This window comes from Paenarthrobacter nitroguajacolicus, from assembly GCF_031455195.1.
In the GTDB taxonomy this organism is placed as follows: domain Bacteria; phylum Actinomycetota; class Actinomycetes; order Actinomycetales; family Micrococcaceae; genus Arthrobacter; species Arthrobacter nitroguajacolicus_D.
On record NZ_JAVDSH010000010.1, the window covers coordinates 96,122 to 110,933 of the forward strand.

14 protein-coding genes and 1 pseudogene are annotated in these 14,812 nt (G+C 63.4%); 7 read left to right on the top strand and 8 right to left on the bottom strand.

Annotation, left to right across the window (positions count from 1 at the left end):
- Nucleotides 1–22 precede the first annotated feature (22 nt).
- The gene (locus tag J2Y68_RS18545; protein ID WP_309995558.1) at nt 23–1,081 is read right to left on the bottom strand and encodes an FUSC family protein; all 1,059 of its coding nucleotides are present in this window, start codon (nt 1,079–1,081) and stop codon (nt 23–25) included.
- Between the two features lie 130 nt (nt 1,082–1,211).
- Here J2Y68_RS18545 and J2Y68_RS18550 point away from each other — a divergent pair, with 130 nt between their 5' ends.
- Nucleotides 1,212–1,682 carry an SRPBCC family protein gene (locus J2Y68_RS18550; RefSeq protein WP_309995562.1) on the top strand — a complete coding sequence of 157 codons (471 nt, stop codon included), beginning with the start codon at nt 1,212–1,214 and terminating at the stop codon, nt 1,680–1,682.
- Complete coding sequence (locus tag J2Y68_RS18555) at nt 1,679–2,194, top strand: GNAT family N-acetyltransferase (RefSeq protein ID WP_309995564.1); 516 nt, start codon at nt 1,679–1,681, stop codon at nt 2,192–2,194. The genes J2Y68_RS18550 and J2Y68_RS18555 overlap by 4 nt, the downstream gene beginning before the upstream one ends.
- On the opposite strand, the gene J2Y68_RS18560 is transcribed toward J2Y68_RS18555, so the two are convergent.
- From J2Y68_RS18560 to J2Y68_RS18570, 3 genes are read right to left on the bottom strand one after another with little or no spacing between them, the layout of a single operon-like run.
- A complete protein-coding gene (locus J2Y68_RS18560) occupies nt 2,191–2,604 on the bottom strand; it encodes a VOC family protein (RefSeq protein WP_309995566.1) in 414 nt (137 codons plus the stop codon). The two genes, J2Y68_RS18555 and J2Y68_RS18560, sit on opposite strands and share 4 nt — an antisense overlap.
- A 9-nt stretch (nt 2,605–2,613) precedes the next feature.
- On the bottom strand, nt 2,614–3,237 hold the full coding sequence (locus tag J2Y68_RS18565; RefSeq protein WP_309995568.1) for an FMN-binding negative transcriptional regulator: 624 nt from the start codon (nt 3,235–3,237) through the stop codon (nt 2,614–2,616).
- 28 nt (nt 3,238–3,265) lie between these two features.
- Nucleotides 3,266–4,198 (bottom strand): DMT family transporter, encoded by a 933-nt coding sequence (locus J2Y68_RS18570; RefSeq protein WP_309995570.1) that lies wholly within the window; start codon nt 4,196–4,198, stop codon nt 3,266–3,268.
- Here J2Y68_RS18570 and J2Y68_RS18575 point away from each other — a divergent pair.
- Nucleotides 4,197–5,612: an aminotransferase-like domain-containing protein gene (locus J2Y68_RS18575; protein ID WP_309995573.1), complete on the top strand. Its 1,416-nt coding sequence runs from the start codon at nt 4,197–4,199 to the stop codon at nt 5,610–5,612. The genes J2Y68_RS18570 and J2Y68_RS18575 overlap by 2 nt on opposite strands.
- 112 nt (nt 5,613–5,724) lie before the next feature.
- On the opposite strand, the gene J2Y68_RS18580 is transcribed toward J2Y68_RS18575, so the two are convergent.
- Both J2Y68_RS18580 and J2Y68_RS18585 read right to left on the bottom strand, forming a co-directional pair.
- Nucleotides 5,725–7,359 carry an MFS transporter gene (locus J2Y68_RS18580; RefSeq protein ID WP_309995575.1) on the bottom strand — a complete coding sequence of 545 codons (1,635 nt, stop codon included), beginning with the start codon at nt 7,357–7,359 and terminating at the stop codon, nt 5,725–5,727.
- Nucleotides 7,360–8,146: 787 nt separating this feature from the next.
- Nucleotides 8,147–9,467 (bottom strand): annotated as a pseudogene (locus J2Y68_RS18585) (type I restriction enzyme endonuclease domain-containing protein); the annotation flags it as partial.
- Between the two features lie 47 nt (nt 9,468–9,514).
- Between J2Y68_RS18585 and J2Y68_RS18590 the strand changes: the two are divergent.
- Both J2Y68_RS18590 and J2Y68_RS18595 read left to right on the top strand, forming a co-directional pair.
- Nucleotides 9,515–10,075, top strand: a complete 561-nt coding sequence (locus J2Y68_RS18590; RefSeq protein WP_309995577.1) for a DUF2130 domain-containing protein — start codon at nt 9,515–9,517, stop codon at nt 10,073–10,075.
- 22 nt (nt 10,076–10,097) lie between these two features.
- Nucleotides 10,098–10,616 (top strand): DUF2130 domain-containing protein, encoded by a 519-nt coding sequence (locus J2Y68_RS18595; RefSeq protein WP_309995785.1) that lies wholly within the window; start codon nt 10,098–10,100, stop codon nt 10,614–10,616.
- A 54-nt stretch (nt 10,617–10,670) separates the two neighbouring features.
- On the opposite strand, the gene J2Y68_RS18600 is transcribed toward J2Y68_RS18595, so the two are convergent.
- Nucleotides 10,671–11,471 (bottom strand): putative protein N(5)-glutamine methyltransferase, encoded by an 801-nt coding sequence (locus tag J2Y68_RS18600; RefSeq protein ID WP_397335351.1) that lies wholly within the window; start codon nt 11,469–11,471, stop codon nt 10,671–10,673.
- Nucleotides 11,472–11,709: 238 nt separating this feature from the next.
- Here J2Y68_RS18600 and J2Y68_RS18605 point away from each other — a divergent pair, with 238 nt between their 5' ends.
- Complete coding sequence (locus J2Y68_RS18605) at nt 11,710–11,910, top strand: hypothetical protein (protein ID WP_211710949.1); 201 nt, start codon at nt 11,710–11,712, stop codon at nt 11,908–11,910.
- A 34-nt stretch (nt 11,911–11,944) separates the two neighbouring features.
- Nucleotides 11,945–12,205: a hypothetical protein gene (locus J2Y68_RS18610; RefSeq protein WP_309995581.1), complete on the top strand. Its 261-nt coding sequence runs from the start codon at nt 11,945–11,947 to the stop codon at nt 12,203–12,205.
- An 81-nt stretch (nt 12,206–12,286) separates the two neighbouring features.
- On the opposite strand, the gene J2Y68_RS18615 is transcribed toward J2Y68_RS18610, so the two are convergent.
- The gene (locus J2Y68_RS18615; protein ID WP_309995585.1) at nt 12,287–14,806 is read right to left on the bottom strand and encodes an ATP-dependent DNA ligase; all 2,520 of its coding nucleotides are present in this window, start codon (nt 14,804–14,806) and stop codon (nt 12,287–12,289) included.
- Between the last annotated feature and the right edge of the window lie 6 nt (nt 14,807–14,812).

The following is a 14,812-nucleotide window of genomic DNA, read 5'->3' on the forward strand; positions in this document are numbered from 1 at the left end:
GAACCAGTATGACTTACGGCCTTTAAACGGTGGGCTTTGCCCGGGGCGCCCGCACAAGAACGGCGACGGCGATGCCCACCACCGCCCCGACGAACGTTTCGATGGCACGCTCCATCACCAGCACACCCGGATCCATCGGCGACGCGAGTTGGGCGATCAGCAGGATCACCGGGGTAAAGAACACCATGGCCCACCCGTAGTGCCGGGCCATGAACAGCTCCGTGGGGAACTGGCATAAGACCACCACCACAGCCAGGACCACGGCGGCGTGGCCGGGAAAGTACTGTAGGGGCGACAGTGGACTGGGGAAAAGGACGACGGCGACCACCACCAGCCCAAGGAACGTCCCCACGATGCGGTGGATGCCCCGGTGGACGCGACTGGGGAGGTCGGCACCGGCGAGCGGCACCGCCGCCGCGGCCATGGCCCAGTGGGGGTGGCCGCTCACGCTCAACACGCCAATGACTCCCGCTGCGCCAACCGCCAACATGTAGCGGGTCGCATGGACAAGTGCCGCTTGGCGCAGAGGCCCGCTGAGCACGGGAACGTCACGGGCAGCGCCGGCCACCCACGTGCGGTGCCGGAACCAGCCGGCAAAACCGACCACCACGGAGAAGGCGGCCGACGCGGCCCCGATGAGTATCGCCGTCGTGAACGGGACGCTGGTTGGCACCGAAGCGCAGGCGCCCAAGGCGAGGATGCCAAAGAACGGACCAATTGGCTTCAGCCGCACGGCATCGGCATACAACGAGCCGAACCCTGCGAAGAGGGTAGCCACCAGCACCAACCACCACGAGTGGATGTGGTTCACGGACAAAACGACGCCGATGGTCAGCCCGCCCACAAGGATCAGCGCAGCCTGTGCCTGGTGCTTGAGCCGGAGCTGGTGGGTTTCATTGCGGCCGTACATTCCGGTCAGGGCGCCGAAGACTGCGTACATCATGAGATCGGGGCGCCCAATGAGGACCAGGACCAGCCCTGGCAAGGCAACGCTGAGCGCAACGCGAACGGCCGAGAGGCGATCGTTGTTGGCCGGGCCAAGCCGGTGGAGTTCACGGGCGTGCGTCAAAAGCGCGGGCACAGGGAACACCACCAATCTTCAAGGGTTGCTTTCGAAATTATCAGGGTGCCCGGAGATCCCGCTATAAGGCCGGTCACAACACAGGGCGAACAGGGGCATCGGAAGCATGAAGGTCTGGGAAGATCAACATATGCCTGTCGCTTTCGTTTGCCGCACCCGCTCCGCCATGCCGCCGCAGGAGCTGTTCGATCTTTCGCGGAACATCGACGCCCACGTGGGATCGATGACCAAGAGCCGCGAGAAGGCAATTGCAGGTGTCACAACAGGCCTGATCTCGGAAGGCCAGACTGTCACATGGCAGGCGTGGCACCTGGGAGTCCGGTTCCGCATGACCAGCCGCATCGTGCGGATGGACGCTCCGGCGTCGTTCTCTGACGAACAGGTGAAGGGCCCCTTCAAGTACCTCCGACACACGCACGAGTTCCGCCCGGACGGCAGCGGAACACTGATGGTGGACACCATCGAGTTCGCAGCGCCTTTCGGGCCGCTCGGCCGCTTGGCGGAAAAGCTGATCCTCGCCCGGTACATGCAAAACCTCATTGAAAAGCGCAACGAGTTCCTGGTGGCACAGGCACCTCCGGCGCTGGACGCACGGCAATGATCCGGCTCGCCCACGCCGATGACCTGCAGATGATGCAGGACATTGAACGTGCCGCGGGGGAAGCCTTCCGCCAGCTTGGTATGGACTCGATAGCCGACGACGAGCCGTTCCCCGTGGAGAAGCTGGGCACCTACGCGGCTGCCGGGCGTGCATGGGTGTACGTCGACGGTCTTGACTACCCGGTGGCGTACCTGCTGGCCGACGTCGTGGACGGGGAAGGCCATGTGGAACAGGTCAGCGTCCACCCCGACCAGGCGCATCAGGGCCTCGGCCGCGAACTGCTGCACGCCGCCCGCGTTTGGGCCAGGGGCCATGGAATGCACCGGCAGACCCTCACTACTTTCCGGGACGTGCCCTGGAACGCGCCGTACTACCGGCGGCTCGGCTTCGAAGTGCTCGACGCCGGCGCCTGGGGTCCTGAGTTGACTCGCCTGATGCAGCATGAGGCCGACGTGGGGCTGGCCCGCTGGCCGCGGGTGGCCATGTGGCGGCCGGTAGCGCCACCCACCTAGCCGGCAGCCACCAGCTCAACCTCGTAGCTGTCGGTGTTGATCAGGTAAGCCGCGTAGTGGTCCGGACCACCGGCGTGCGGGTACTTCGACTCGAACATCTCGTACCAACCCGCGTCGGCTCCGCGCTCGCGGATGCGATCCACGTTTTCCCGCGTGCCGGCGTGGAAGGCAACATGGTTGACCCCCGGATCGGTGCGGCGGTGCGCGGTGCCAGTGATGGCGTCGGAGCACTCCACCACGACGTAGGTTCCACCGAGTCTCCAGCTGCAGCCGGTGGGCCACTCCTGGAACGGCTCATAACCGAGCTCGCCCAGCAGCCATCCCCACTCGGCCCGTGCGCGGTCCAGCAATGGCACCCAGATTTCAAGATGGTGGATGGACCCCACGGATCCAGCTGCAACCTCACGCATGCGCCGAGTCTACGAGGTCCGGGCCCGTTCCACATCGGCGGCGCTCGCGGAGTCTCCACGGGCCCGAAGCCCGGCAATCACACCATCCACGTCGGCGGGCGCACGGTTTTGGCTGAGTTTCGTCTTGGCCTCCACCCGGCTGATGACAAGTTCGACGCCGACAATCGCCCGTAGCTGCCCGGCAATGAAGCGCTCGGGTGCTTCGTCCACCGTCCAGGGTTCGGGCATGCCGGCTTCGTTCTGGTTGGACAGGCGCCGGACATGCGTTGCCAGCCAGCCGGCGTCGTCGTGGATTATCAACTCGCCGTAAGCGTGCGCCGTGGAGTAATTCCAGGTGGGGACGACGCGGCCGTGTTCGGCCTTGGACGCGTACCAAGAGGGCGAGATGTAGGCGTCGGCGCCCTGCAGGATCATTAATGCCTCACCGGAAACCGGCAAGGACCACTGCGGATTGTTGCGGGCCATGTGTGCCTGAAGTGCGCCATGTTCCCCAACCGAGGGGTCATACACAAAGGGCAACAGGGTAGCCAGCAGTCCCTCCGGGGACATGGTGACGAGGTTGGCGGCGTTGTTCTGCGTGAGCAACGCCTTAAGTGCTTCGGGTGAAGCGGCGAAATGCGCCGGGGTGTACATGCCAGGTGTCCTCTCGGGGTGACGGGTCTTAGGAGGCCGACGGCGGGTTGAGCCTGACGCGGACGGCGGCGCCTGCGCAGAGAATCACGGCTAGGCCGCCCACCACGGTGGTCCAACTCATGGATTCGCCCAGTAGGAGCGCGGCCCATGCGATGCTCATGACTGGTTGGACCAGTTGGATTTGGCTGACCTGGGCCATGGGGCCGATGGCCAGTCCCCGGTACCAGGCGAAGAAGCCGAGGAACATGCTAACGACGCCCAAGTAAGCGAAACTGAGCCATTGAACAGGCGTGGCTGACGGAATCCCGGACCCCAACGACAGGGCCGTCAGCGCGATCATCACGGGCGAGGCCACCACCAATGCCCAGGAGATGGTCTGCCAGGCGCCCAATTCACGGGCCAGCAGTCCGCCCTCTGCGTAGCCGATGGCTGCAGCCAGGACAGCACCGAGCAGGAGGAGGTCGGCCCAGTGCAGGGCACCGAAACCACCTGACTGCACCAGGGCGAAAGCAAGGGCCGCAATAACGCCCACTGCGGTGAGGACCCAGAACAGGGGGCGAGGCCGTTCCCGTCCCCGGATGACCGCTGCTGTGGCCGTAGCCGCCGGAAGGAGCGCAATGACCACCGCTCCGTGGCTGGCGGATGTAGTAGTGAGGGCGAAGGTGGTGAGCAACGGGAAACCCGCAGCGATGCCTCCTGCCACTACGGCCAGCCTGAACCATTGCAGCCCACTGGGAAAGCGCTGGCTGGTCACGGCCAGGGCCAGCGCAGCGAGTACGGCTGCCACCACCGCCCTGCCGGCACCAATGAACAGCGGCGACAAACCCTCCACGGCTACTCGCGTGAACGGAACAGTGAAGGAGAAGGCGACGACACCGAGGAGTCCCCACCACATGCCCGTGGGAGTCTTGGTGGATATCACTGGCCGTGAAAGCGTAGTAGCGCTACTATTGTGACTCATGAATAACGATAGCAGTTCCCGCATTGTCGCGCGACTAAAAGATTGGATCGCCGCGGCCGCTCCCGGATCGAAACTGCCATCAACACGTCACCTCGTGGCCGAATACCAAGCGAGTCCGGTCACCGTCCAGAAGGCATTGCGAAGCCTAACGTCCCAGGGGCTGATTGAGAGTCGTCCCGGCGTGGGGACTTTCGTTCGTGCCTACCGTACAGCGCGGCCATCGGACTACGGATGGCAGACTGCGGCACTCAGGTCAGCCCATGCGGCGCGGCCCCTGAACTCGGCTGCCATGCGCAGCGCTTCCAACGACGTCATAGCCTTCCACTCCGGCTACCCGGACCGTGAACTCCTGCCCGAAAGGCTGGTCCGAGCCGCGCTGACACGGGCCGCGCGAGGTGACTCCGCCCTGTCGAGGCCTCCGGCGCAAGGCCTCCCCGAACTGCAGTCGTGGTTCGCGCATGAGCTCAGCACCTCAATGCCCGTTGGGGTGACGCCGCCCCAGCCGAGCGACGTCGTCGTACTTCCTGGGAGCCAGAGCGGACTGAGCTCAATTTTCCGTGGATTGGTGGGGCATGGCCAGCCCCTGCTGGTGGAGTCGCCCAGTTACTGGGGCGCGTTGCTGGCCGCGGGCCAGGCAGGCGTGAACGTCATCCCAGTGCCCAGCGGCCCGGAAGGTCCCGACCCGGACGAACTGGACAGGGCATTCGAGGAATCCGGCGCGCGGCTGTTTTATGCCCAGCCGAACTTCGCCAACCCCACAGGAGCGCAGTGGTCGGCCAAGCGTGGCGAGGAGGTGCTGAGGATCGTGCAGCAGCACGGAGCTTTCCTTGTGGAGGACGACTGGGCCCACGATTTCGGGATCACCGCTCCTTCCGCTCCGCTGGCAGCCAAGGATGATTCGGGCCACGTGGTCTACATCCGCTCGCTGACCAAAAGCGTGTCACCGTCCGTTCGCATTGCGGCGATTATTGCCCGTGGACCAGCGCGGGAGCGGATCATGGGCGCACAGGCCGCGGAGTCGATGTACGTCAGCGGTTTGCTGCAGGCGGCAGCGCTCGACGTCGTCACGCAGCCCGGGTGGCAAACCCACCTTCGCGGACTCAGCCATCAACTGCAGTCGCGACGCGACCTCCTGGTCACCAGCCTCGCGGAACACGTCCCCGAAGCCCACCTCAGCAACCTGCCAAAAGGCGGCTTGAACCTGTGGTTGCGGATGCCGGACGGGTTCGACGCCGAGCAGCTCACCAAGGATTGCGAAGCGGCAGGGGTGCTCATTGCTGCCGGGACCGAGTGGTTCCCCGCAGAGCCCGAGGGGCCACACATCAGGCTCAACTACGCCGGCCCCAACCCCGGAGCTTTCCCGGAGGGCGCGCGGATTATTGGGGAAGCGGTGCGGAAGTTGCTGGGCGCTTAACGACCGTAGCCACCAACCTCAAGGAGAGCGCCTTGGGGCTGGTGGCTACGTTGGGCGGCGCATGGCCGCGAACTATCCGTGTCGCGTTGCAGAAGTTGCAGGCAAAGAGTTCCTAAGCGGGTGTCAGGTCCTTGTTGCCTTTGCCGAACACTGCGTCATCAATGGGCTGGCCGTCGAACGGCATCTCGTCCAGGTTGATGAGCGGGTTGGTGTCCTGCGTTGCGACGAGCTCGCGCGCTTCAGCCTGGGTGTCCACGCTGGGCATGGAACCCGGCAGCGGCCGCTGGGCGGATTCACGCAGGAAGAAGATGGCAATCGCACCGACGATGGACGTGGCCATCAGGTAGTACGCAGGCATCATGTCATCGCCGGTGCCCTCGATCAGGCCCTGCACGATGAACGGCGTGGTTCCGCCGAAGATCGCTACCGAGAAGTTGTAGGCGATACCCATGCCGCCATAACGGCTGGACGTCGGGAACAACGCGGGGAGAGCCGAGGCCAGGTTGGCGATGTAGAACGTCACTGGGAAAGCGATCAGTGCCAGGCCGGCCAGCGTGGACCAGATCTCACCGATGCCGATCAGCATGAAGGCCGGAACCGAGAAGACGATGGTGCTGCCAGCGCCGATCCACAGGACGGGACGGCGACCGATGCGGTCCGAGAGCTTACCGGTCAGCGGGATGCACACGGCCATGATCACCAGGACCGGAATGGTCAGCAGGGTGCCGTGGACGGGGTCGTAGCCCTTGGAATCCGTGAGGTACGTGGGCATGTAGGAGGTCAGTGCGTAGCCAACGGTGTTGGCTGCGGCTGCGAGGATCATGGCCAGCACGATCTGGCGCCAGTAGGCCTTGACGATGCCGATGGGTCCCTTGGCGACGGCAGCATCCTGCGAGGCTGCATCCTTGGCGGAGGCTTCCTGGGCGTCCAGGGTTGCCTGGAACTGCGGGGATTCCTCGATCTTGCTACGGAAGTACACGGCAATCAGGCCCAGCGGGCCAGCGATCAGGAATGGAATCCTCCAACCCCAGTCCTCCATGGCTGCCTGTCCCAGCGTGAGCTGCAGGACTGAAACCAGGGCGGCGCCGAGGGCGAAGCCGATGTAGCTGCCCATGTCCAGGAAGCTGGCAAAGTAGCCGCGGCGCTTGTCAGGGGCGTACTCGCTGACGAAAGTCGTGGCACCGGCGTACTCGCCACCGGTGGAGAAGCCCTGGATGAGCTTCAGGATCACCAGCAACGCGGCGGCCCAGATGCCGATCTGCGCGTAGCCGGGAAGGAGGCCGACGGCGAACGTACTTGCCGCCATCAGCATCAGTGTTGCTGCGAGAACCTTCTGGCGGCCCACCTTATCGCCGAGCCAACCGAACACGACGCCACCGAGGGGGCGGGCGATGAAGGTTGCGGCGAAGGTGCCCAGAAGGAAGAGTGTCTGGACGGACTTGTCTGCTTCCGGCAGGAAGACAGGGCCCATGGTGGTGATGAGGTAGCCGAACACGCCGACGTCGTACCATTCCATGGTGTTGCCGACGATGGTGCCGCCGAGTGCTTTGCGCAGCATCGGCTTATCCACCACGTTGACGTCGGACTCCTTGAGCCGGCGCTTCGGGCGAAGCTTCGTTTTCTTGGCTGCGTTCTTTACTGCGTTTACTGCGTTTGCGGCGGCCGGGGTGTGGCCTGCCGATACCTGGTTCCCGGTGGCGTTCCTTGCGCCATCCGGAGAGACGGTGTTGCTTTGGTCTGTGGGCATTTGGGCTTCTCCTAGGGAGGTCATTTGCTTGCGACTTCTGCTGCCCCGCTCTGGGCAGGGTTTCAATTTTACGCGGTTTTGGCCCAGAACCCGAGTTGAGATCCGATTTTTGGGCCCTTTGAGGGTGCAAATTGCCTAGGTGTGTTGCATCTCATTACCCGCTCTTGCCCCGTGATCATGCGGATGTCGGCCTGTTTTTGCCTCACAAAGCGCGTTGTTACCAAATTGTTTAGCCAAGCCCACCGAACGGGGCGGAAACGGGGTCAAAAACTGACTGTTTGGGAGTCGTCGCTCCGATCATCGGCCCACTAATACGGACCGGGCGGTTGCCCGAGTAGAACCAGTCGATGGCACATTGACGGTGGCCGCCAGCATTGCGCCGGTGGCCACCGCTCCCGGTTAGGGGATGTTGTGCCAGAACAGGCGGACGACATCAACGACTAGTCGGATGATGTTCACCGCCAGGTTCCAGGCGCCCCATGGTTCTTCACGTTTCCGCTTGGACTCCATGCCGGCACCTCCTCCCGGAGGAACAGGGCACGGCCAGCACGTGTCTGTGGGCACAACAACGTTGCGCCCTACGTGCGCAGGGCCATAGACTCAAAGTGTTCGGATTTGAGGCTATGACCCTCTCGACCGCACCAATGAGCGCACCGCGCTGAACAAAGGACCCGATTGCACTCGGGTCCTTTGTTCGTTAACGGCACAGCAGGCTTTTGCCTGATGATCCCAGCGTATCGGCCAGAAGGCGCGTCAACGGACAGCCCGACCTGTTAAAGACGTGCCTCGCAAACCGAGGAGCCATAGACTCCATCTGCTCCATCACCAGTCTGATCGCTTCAGGCTGCTTGTCCGGCGGGTACCCGAAACGGACCAGAAGCCTCTTGATCGAGGAACGAAGTTTGGCCCTGACATCATCGCGCACCGTTCCAATCGGTCCGGACGTCCCGGCGCATCACTGACAGCAGCTCGCGGGCGATATCGGCGAGCACGCCTTCGCCCTGTATTTCCACGGCAGACTCGTTGGAGGCCACAGCGTCATAGAAAGCAAGCTCGTCAGAACTCAGAGGGGGAGTGAAGTGAGCGCCTCGGTTGCCCTCGGCTGCGACTTCCCGAGCCAGCTCCACCAGCTCCGCGATGATCTCCGCCGACGTCAGCTACTGGTTAGTGTACTTCCGCATCAGCTCAGTAATGCGTTCTGAGAAGGCCCGCTGGCGAATCACGTTGTTTCGCGTCGCGACAGCAGACTCGTCAGCGATGAGCTTTCGCAGTGCCTCGATCGCCAGCTGCGGGTTGCGGGCATTCTGGGTCTTGGCAATGAATTCCGGTGTCAGGTCATCCAATGAGGGCTTCGGCATGCCAGCTGCCTCGTAGATGTCCAGTACCTCGCCGGAAGAGGTTGCGGAAGCCAGGAGGTTGCCCAGCAGTCGCTGGATCTCCTCCGGCACCGGTTCGCCGCTGGCCTGTCGGTCCGCGGCGTCGAACTTGGCCATGTAGACCCGCGTCTCCTCGTAGACCTGAATTTCGGGCCGGAGTCCGGCCAAGGTATCCGAGCCGGAACACAGCGCCCACGCCCGTGACAATTGGCCGGAGTATCGGCGGTACTTTGAGGCCAGAGATTCTTCGCCCTCGGCGGGCTTGTTGCCTGGTGTCTCCGGGCTTCGCAGATAGTTGGCCGCGCCCGTCGCAGCGTTGACAAACGCCTGCGGGCCGCCCTTCGCGAGCACGGATTTCCAGTCGTATCCGGAGACCATCCCACGGAGTTCGTCCACCAGCGACACCGTATGCCCAACCGCTTCGTCTACGTTCTTGCCGACTGGCATGTTCGCCTGATCGTCTTTGGTGTACTCGGCCAGCGCCTTGGTTAGATTCTCAGCCAGCGGAGCGTAGGCCACAAGCAGACCGTCCTGTTTGCCGCGGAAGGTGCGGTTTACGCGTGCCAGGGTCTGCATCAGCAGCGCGCCCTTCAATGGCCGGTCCAAGTACAGTGTGTGCAGCGGCGGTGAGTCATAGCCGGTGAGCATCATGTCCTTAACGATGACGAACTCCAGTTCGTCGTCGACGTCCTTGAGCCGCTCTTTGACCGTCGCATTCGCCGAGTCGCGGCGCCGTAACAGAGGCGCTTGGGGCCGTCGAAAAGGAGCGCGATGGGCTGATGAAGGAGCTCGAACAGGCGAAGCAGGAGAAACAGGCATCGGTTGAACTGGCCGAGGCGAAGCTCGCTAACGAACTTCTGAAGACTGCATCGGAGAAAGACTCCGCTATCCAGGACCTCAAGGCGAAGCTCGAAGCCATCGAAACCACGCAGAAGCTTGAGATCTCCGGAGCAGTCAACACGGTCGAAAAGGAGCGCGACAAACTCAAGAGCAGCCTTGAACGGGCCGATCTCGAGAAGCAGCTCGGTGAGAAGGCTCTGAAGGACAAGTACGAGACCCAGATCAAGGACCGTGAAGAACAAATCGAGCGGCTGCGGGACCTGAAAGCGAAGCTGTCGACCAAAATGGTCGGAGAAACTCTCGAACAGCACTGCGAGACCGAGTTCAACCGCATTCGTGCCACAGCCTTTCCCCTTGCCTATTTCGAGAAGGACAACGATGCGCGGGCCGGGAGCAAGGGTGATTACATCTTCCGCGACTCCGATAGTGCCGGTACTGAGATTGTGTCGATCATGTTTAAGATGAAGAACGAGAACGACGGAACCGCGACTCAAGCATAAGAACGAAGACTTCCTGAAAGAGCTGGACAAGGATCGCACGGAGAAGGGGTGCGAGTACGCCGTGCTGGTCTCTCTGCTCGAGCCTGATAGCGAGCTCTACAACACCGGGATCGTCGATGTCTCTCACCGCTATCCGAAGATGTACGTCATCCGGCCGCAGTTCCTCATCCAGTTGATTGCGCTGCTGCGGAATGCCGCGATGAATTCGCTCGAATACAAGACCGAACTTGCGTTGGTCAAGGCGCAGAACTTGGACATCACGAATTTCGAACAGCAGATCAGCGACTTCAAGGACGCGTTCGGTCGGAACTGGCGGCTCGCCTCCGACGGTTTCGTGGAGGCGATCAAGCGCATCGACGAAGCGATCAAGGACTTGGAAAAGACGAAAGTGGCGCTGCAGAAGTCTGCCGACAACCTGCGGCGTGCGAACGCCAAAGCCGACGATCTCACCATTAGGAAGCTGACGAGGGGTAACTCGACAATGACTGCCAAATCTGCCGAGTTGGAGGCGGCGAAGACGGTAGGGTGGGACGTCAACTGAAATAGTGAAGGCCGACATCCGAAAAGGTGCCGGCCTTCACTTCTCCGTTGCTAATCACTCCCTGACTCGTGAACCGATCACCACTGTCGCCCCCAGTTCCTCATCCGATACCACTGATGCTGCGAGCCCTGCGCCGGCCATGATCCCGGCCGTCTCCGACGCCTGTGCCGTGGAGGTTTCAATGAGCAAGGTACCACCCGGCGCCAGCCACTCACGTGCCCCCGACGCGACTCGACGCTGCACCGCCAAACCGTCAGCTCCGCCGTCGAGCGCCACCATCGGTTCGTGGAGCCGGGCTTCCGGCGGCATCATCCCTATGGACCCGGTGGGCACGTAGGGTGCGTTGGCCAGAAGCACGTCAACGCGTCCACGGAGTTTGCGGGGGAGTGCCTGGTAGAGGTCGCCTTCATGGACGCGCCCGCCACGGGGCTCAACGTTGCGGCGGGCGAATCGGACAGCCGTGGGATCAATGTCCGCCGCGTGCAGCTCGCAGCTCCCCAGCAGTTCGCTGAGCGCTGCGCCGATCGCGCCGGAGCCGCAGCAGAGGTCGACGACGACGGCGCGACGCCCATCTGTCAACGGCCGGGCGATGGTCGCGGCTTGCCGAACCAGGAACTCGGTGCGACGCCGGGGAACAAATACGCCCGGTCCCACTGCCATCCGCTGTCCGCAGAAATCAACCCAGCCCACAATGTGTTCGAGCGGGAGTCCGCGGACCCGGTGATCCACCATGCTGGCCAACTCGCTCGGGGTCCGGGCTGCGCTGATCAGGAGCTGGGCTTCGTCTTCGGCGAAAACACAGCCCGCAGCCCGCAAGGTGGTGACGATCGAAGTACTGCTGGTCACGAGAGCCATGCTAGTCGAGGGGTTCACAAACATGGCGAAACTTGGTTAGGGTAAGACCCATGGGAACACTGATTTTTGAGTAGACCAGCCCGTGCCCGCCATGGTGCACCAGCTGCGTTTCAGAAGACAAAAATCCACGCCTGTTGAGGCTTGCCTCCATGCCGTTCCCGTTGTCGACGCCTTCTTCTTTGAACCGCAACGCACGGGATACGTGTCTCTTCAGGACTCGCACACTCTAGGAGTCCGTATGACCGCCAACCCTTCCGACAACAAGAACCAAGCCGCTTCGGGCGGTATCAAGTCCAAGCTCACAGATGCCCAGCGGGCCATGCTCGCCAGCAAGTCGGGCGGCGGAGCGCCAGCCGGCTGGCAGAGCACCGGCAAAGGCCACAAGCCCACATCCGCCAGCGGTAAGCAAGCCAAGACCGAGAAGAAGGTCCGCTGGTAAATCCAACGGACAGGCACACTGAAAGGGAAGAACCATGACTGCGAAGCATTCAGCAGAAAAAATCAATCCTGAGGTTGCGAGCCACTTGGTGGAGTCCATGGACATGGCCCCGATGCCCGAACCTGCTGCCATAGCGTTGGCACTGGGCGCGGATCAAAGTCAGCAGTGGCCGGACGGTAACGGCAAGCGCCGTCACCCGAAGGACCGCGGCCAAGCCCACGGGCGCATGGGCCAGGGGGCCGCAGTGTCTGCGATCCACCGGACCAGCCGCCCGCAGATGCCACACTCCTCCTAGCGCGGCTTACCTCCGCGTTCCCAACCCAACTAGGGGACAGTAAACGCCCTATTGAGCGCTCATAGCTGCGTTATCTGTCCCCTAGTTGGGCTGGCTGATGTCTGAGGGGGACTTGTCCGGGCGCCAACCACGCCACACCGGATGGCGTAGCCGGCCAGGACCGGTCCAGTTGCCGAAAGTCACCTCGGCCACGAGGTCGGGGCTCACCCAATGGGCGCCGGCCGCGTCCTCACGAGGGATGTCCGCGAAGGGCGAATCGCTGGCTTCCCGCGATTCCAGCTTCTCGATGATGTCCCGCAGTTGCCAATCCTTGAACCCGGTCCCCACCCTGCCCACATAGTGCAGCTGGTCCCCGTCCGGGATGCCCAAAAGCAGTGCCCCGAAGGTTCCGCTCCGCGCGCCTGCCCCTGGCCGCCAGCCGCCCACCACAACCTCCTGGCTTTGCTCCAGTTTGAGCTTGATCCAGGCCCTGCTCCGGCGTCCCACGGCGTAACGGCTGTCCGCTTTCTTGGCCATGACCCCTTCCAGGCCCAACTCGGCGGCGCTGGACATGAGATCTTCAACATCGTGGTCCAGTACAGCCGAAAGATGCAGGGGACAGCCTGCCTTCAGGCGGCCCGCGAATGCTTCCAGCTTTTCTCGGCGCTCAACGAAAGGCAGCCCGCTGAGGTCCGTGCCGTCGTCGTACATCAGGTCGAAAAGCATGAGCTGCACCGGAACCGAGGCCCTGGCGCGTTCGATTTCGGCAGCCTTGGCCAGGTTCATCCGGAGCTGCAGCCGCCCAAAGTCAGGCCGGGAACCCTTGCCAAGCGCCACGATTTCGCCGTCGGCAACAAAGTCTCCTTCCGGCCAGCAGGCGCGGTCTGTGAGCTCCGGGTAGGTGGCGGTGAGGTCGTTTCCGTTGCGGCTCATGAGCCGGATCTTGCCCTCGGTTCCGGTGATGACAGCCCGGATGCCATCCCATTTGAGCTCGTAAAGCCAGTGATCCCCGCTAAGGTCCGCCGTGGTCCCGGACGTGGCCAGCATGGGGGCATAATCACGAATCGGCTGCCGGGCAGCGGGAGCGGCAGCGGGCTGCGGCTCCTTTGCCGGTGCACTCCGGCGCGCTCCCGGCTGCTCCTTCATCAAGTGGATCAGCCAACGGTCACCCGTATTGATCAGGGCCAGGCGCTTGGTGCCGCCAAGGCCACCACCCGGCTCGCCCGTGAGCGTCGCGATGACTTCCTTGCCATCGCGCCACTTTTCGCACGTGAACTCGCCGCGGTCCCAAATGGTCATGGTTCCCGCCCCGTACTCACCCTTCGGAATGATCCCGGCGAACGTTGCGTACTCCATGGGGTGGTCTTCGGTGTGGACGGCCAGGTTGTTGCGCTCGGGTGTTTCCGGCACACCTCGGGGCAGCGCCCAGGACGCCAGGACACCGTTGTGCTCCAAACGCAGGTCCAGGTGGTAGCGCCTGGCGTGATGCTCCTGGATGACGAAGATGCCGCCGGGCGGCGGAGGGTCACCCGGTTTTGGCTGCTCCGAGGATGTCGCGGTGGGCGCCGCCGAGGCAGCGGCCGACGACGACGGAAACGGCTCCGGGGTTTTGTCCGGATCGCGCATCCCAACATATTTGGCGAGACGGCTCTCCACCGTCACCGCCCGGCCGCGCGAACCACCCGAAGCAGCCTCGCCGTCGTCGGTATCCTCCCCATGCGGCGGAAGGTGCCGCTCGGAGATGGACGCGAAGTGGTCCTTGCCGGTGCGGACCCGTTCCATCACGGCGGTGTAGTCCAGATGGTCGAGCGTGGGGGAATCCAGCTCCCGCCACGTGCGGGGTGCGGCAACCGTGGGGTGGGCTTTGCCGCGCAGGGAGTACGGCACGATAGTGGTCTTGTTGCCGCTGTTCTGGCTCCAATCCACCAGGACCTTGCCATTGCGCAAGGACTTCTTCATGTCGCTCACCACCAGCCCGGGGTGGTCGGACTCCAAAGCCCGCGCAAGCTCATGGGCGAACGCCGAAACTTGCTCGGACTTCAGGGTGCCATCCAACCCTGTGTAGAGGTGGATGCCCTTGCTGCCACTGGTGACGGGAACGGGGTCCATGCCCATGTCCTGCAGGATGGAGCGGGCCAGCTTGGCCACCTCGACGCATTCAGGCAGGCCCGCGCCCGGACCGGGATCGAGGTCCAGCACAAAACGGTCCGGGCGGAGCGGGTTACCTGCCGCGTCAACCTGCCACTGCGGAACGTGGATCTCCAGCGAAGCGATCTGGGCCATCCACGTGAGTGTGGCCAGGTTGTTGACCATGGGGTAGTCGTTGGTGTGGTCCGAATGGTGGATGGTGGCGCGGGGTATCCATTTGGGTGCGGAGTCCTCCAGGTTCTTCTGGAAGAACACCTGTCCCGGGTGCTCGGCAGTGCCCACGCCGTTGACCCAGCGCTTGCGGGTCACGGGCCGGTTGGCCGCCGCAGGGATGAGGAACGGCGCCACGGCAGCGTAGTACTCCAGCACCTCGGCTTTGGTGGTGCCGGTTTCGGGATAGATGATTTTGCCCAGGTTGGTGAGGGTGAGCTCGTGGCCTTCGACGATCACCCGCTCCTGCTGCTTGCCTGCCACCTCTTC

What these genes read in the sequence shown, in the direction of transcription:
- J2Y68_RS18550 (WP_309995562.1), top strand. Translation starts at nt 1,212, where the DNA reads ATGCCTGTCGCTTTCGTTTGCCGCACCCGCTCCGCCATGCCGCCGCAG.
- J2Y68_RS18555 (WP_309995564.1), top strand. Translation starts at nt 1,679, where the DNA reads ATGATCCGGCTCGCCCACGCCGATGACCTGCAGATGATGCAGGACATT.
- J2Y68_RS18560 (WP_309995566.1), bottom strand. Translation starts at nt 2,604, where the DNA reads ATGCGTGAGGTTGCAGCTGGATCCGTGGGGTCCATCCACCATCTTGAA.
- J2Y68_RS18565 (WP_309995568.1), bottom strand. Translation starts at nt 3,237, where the DNA reads ATGTACACCCCGGCGCATTTCGCCGCTTCACCCGAAGCACTTAAGGCG.
- J2Y68_RS18575 (WP_309995573.1), top strand. Translation starts at nt 4,197, where the DNA reads ATGAATAACGATAGCAGTTCCCGCATTGTCGCGCGACTAAAAGATTGG.
- J2Y68_RS18570 (WP_309995570.1), bottom strand. Translation starts at nt 4,198, where the DNA reads ATGAGTCACAATAGTAGCGCTACTACGCTTTCACGGCCAGTGATATCC.
- J2Y68_RS18580 (WP_309995575.1), bottom strand. Translation starts at nt 7,359, where the DNA reads ATGCCCACAGACCAAAGCAACACCGTCTCTCCGGATGGCGCAAGGAAC.
- J2Y68_RS18590 (WP_309995577.1), top strand. Translation starts at nt 9,515, where the DNA reads ATGAAGGAGCTCGAACAGGCGAAGCAGGAGAAACAGGCATCGGTTGAA.
- J2Y68_RS18600 (WP_397335351.1), bottom strand. Translation starts at nt 11,471, where the DNA reads ATGGCTCTCGTGACCAGCAGTACTTCGATCGTCACCACCTTGCGGGCT.
- J2Y68_RS18605 (WP_211710949.1), top strand. Translation starts at nt 11,710, where the DNA reads ATGACCGCCAACCCTTCCGACAACAAGAACCAAGCCGCTTCGGGCGGT.
- J2Y68_RS18610 (WP_309995581.1), top strand. Translation starts at nt 11,945, where the DNA reads ATGACTGCGAAGCATTCAGCAGAAAAAATCAATCCTGAGGTTGCGAGC.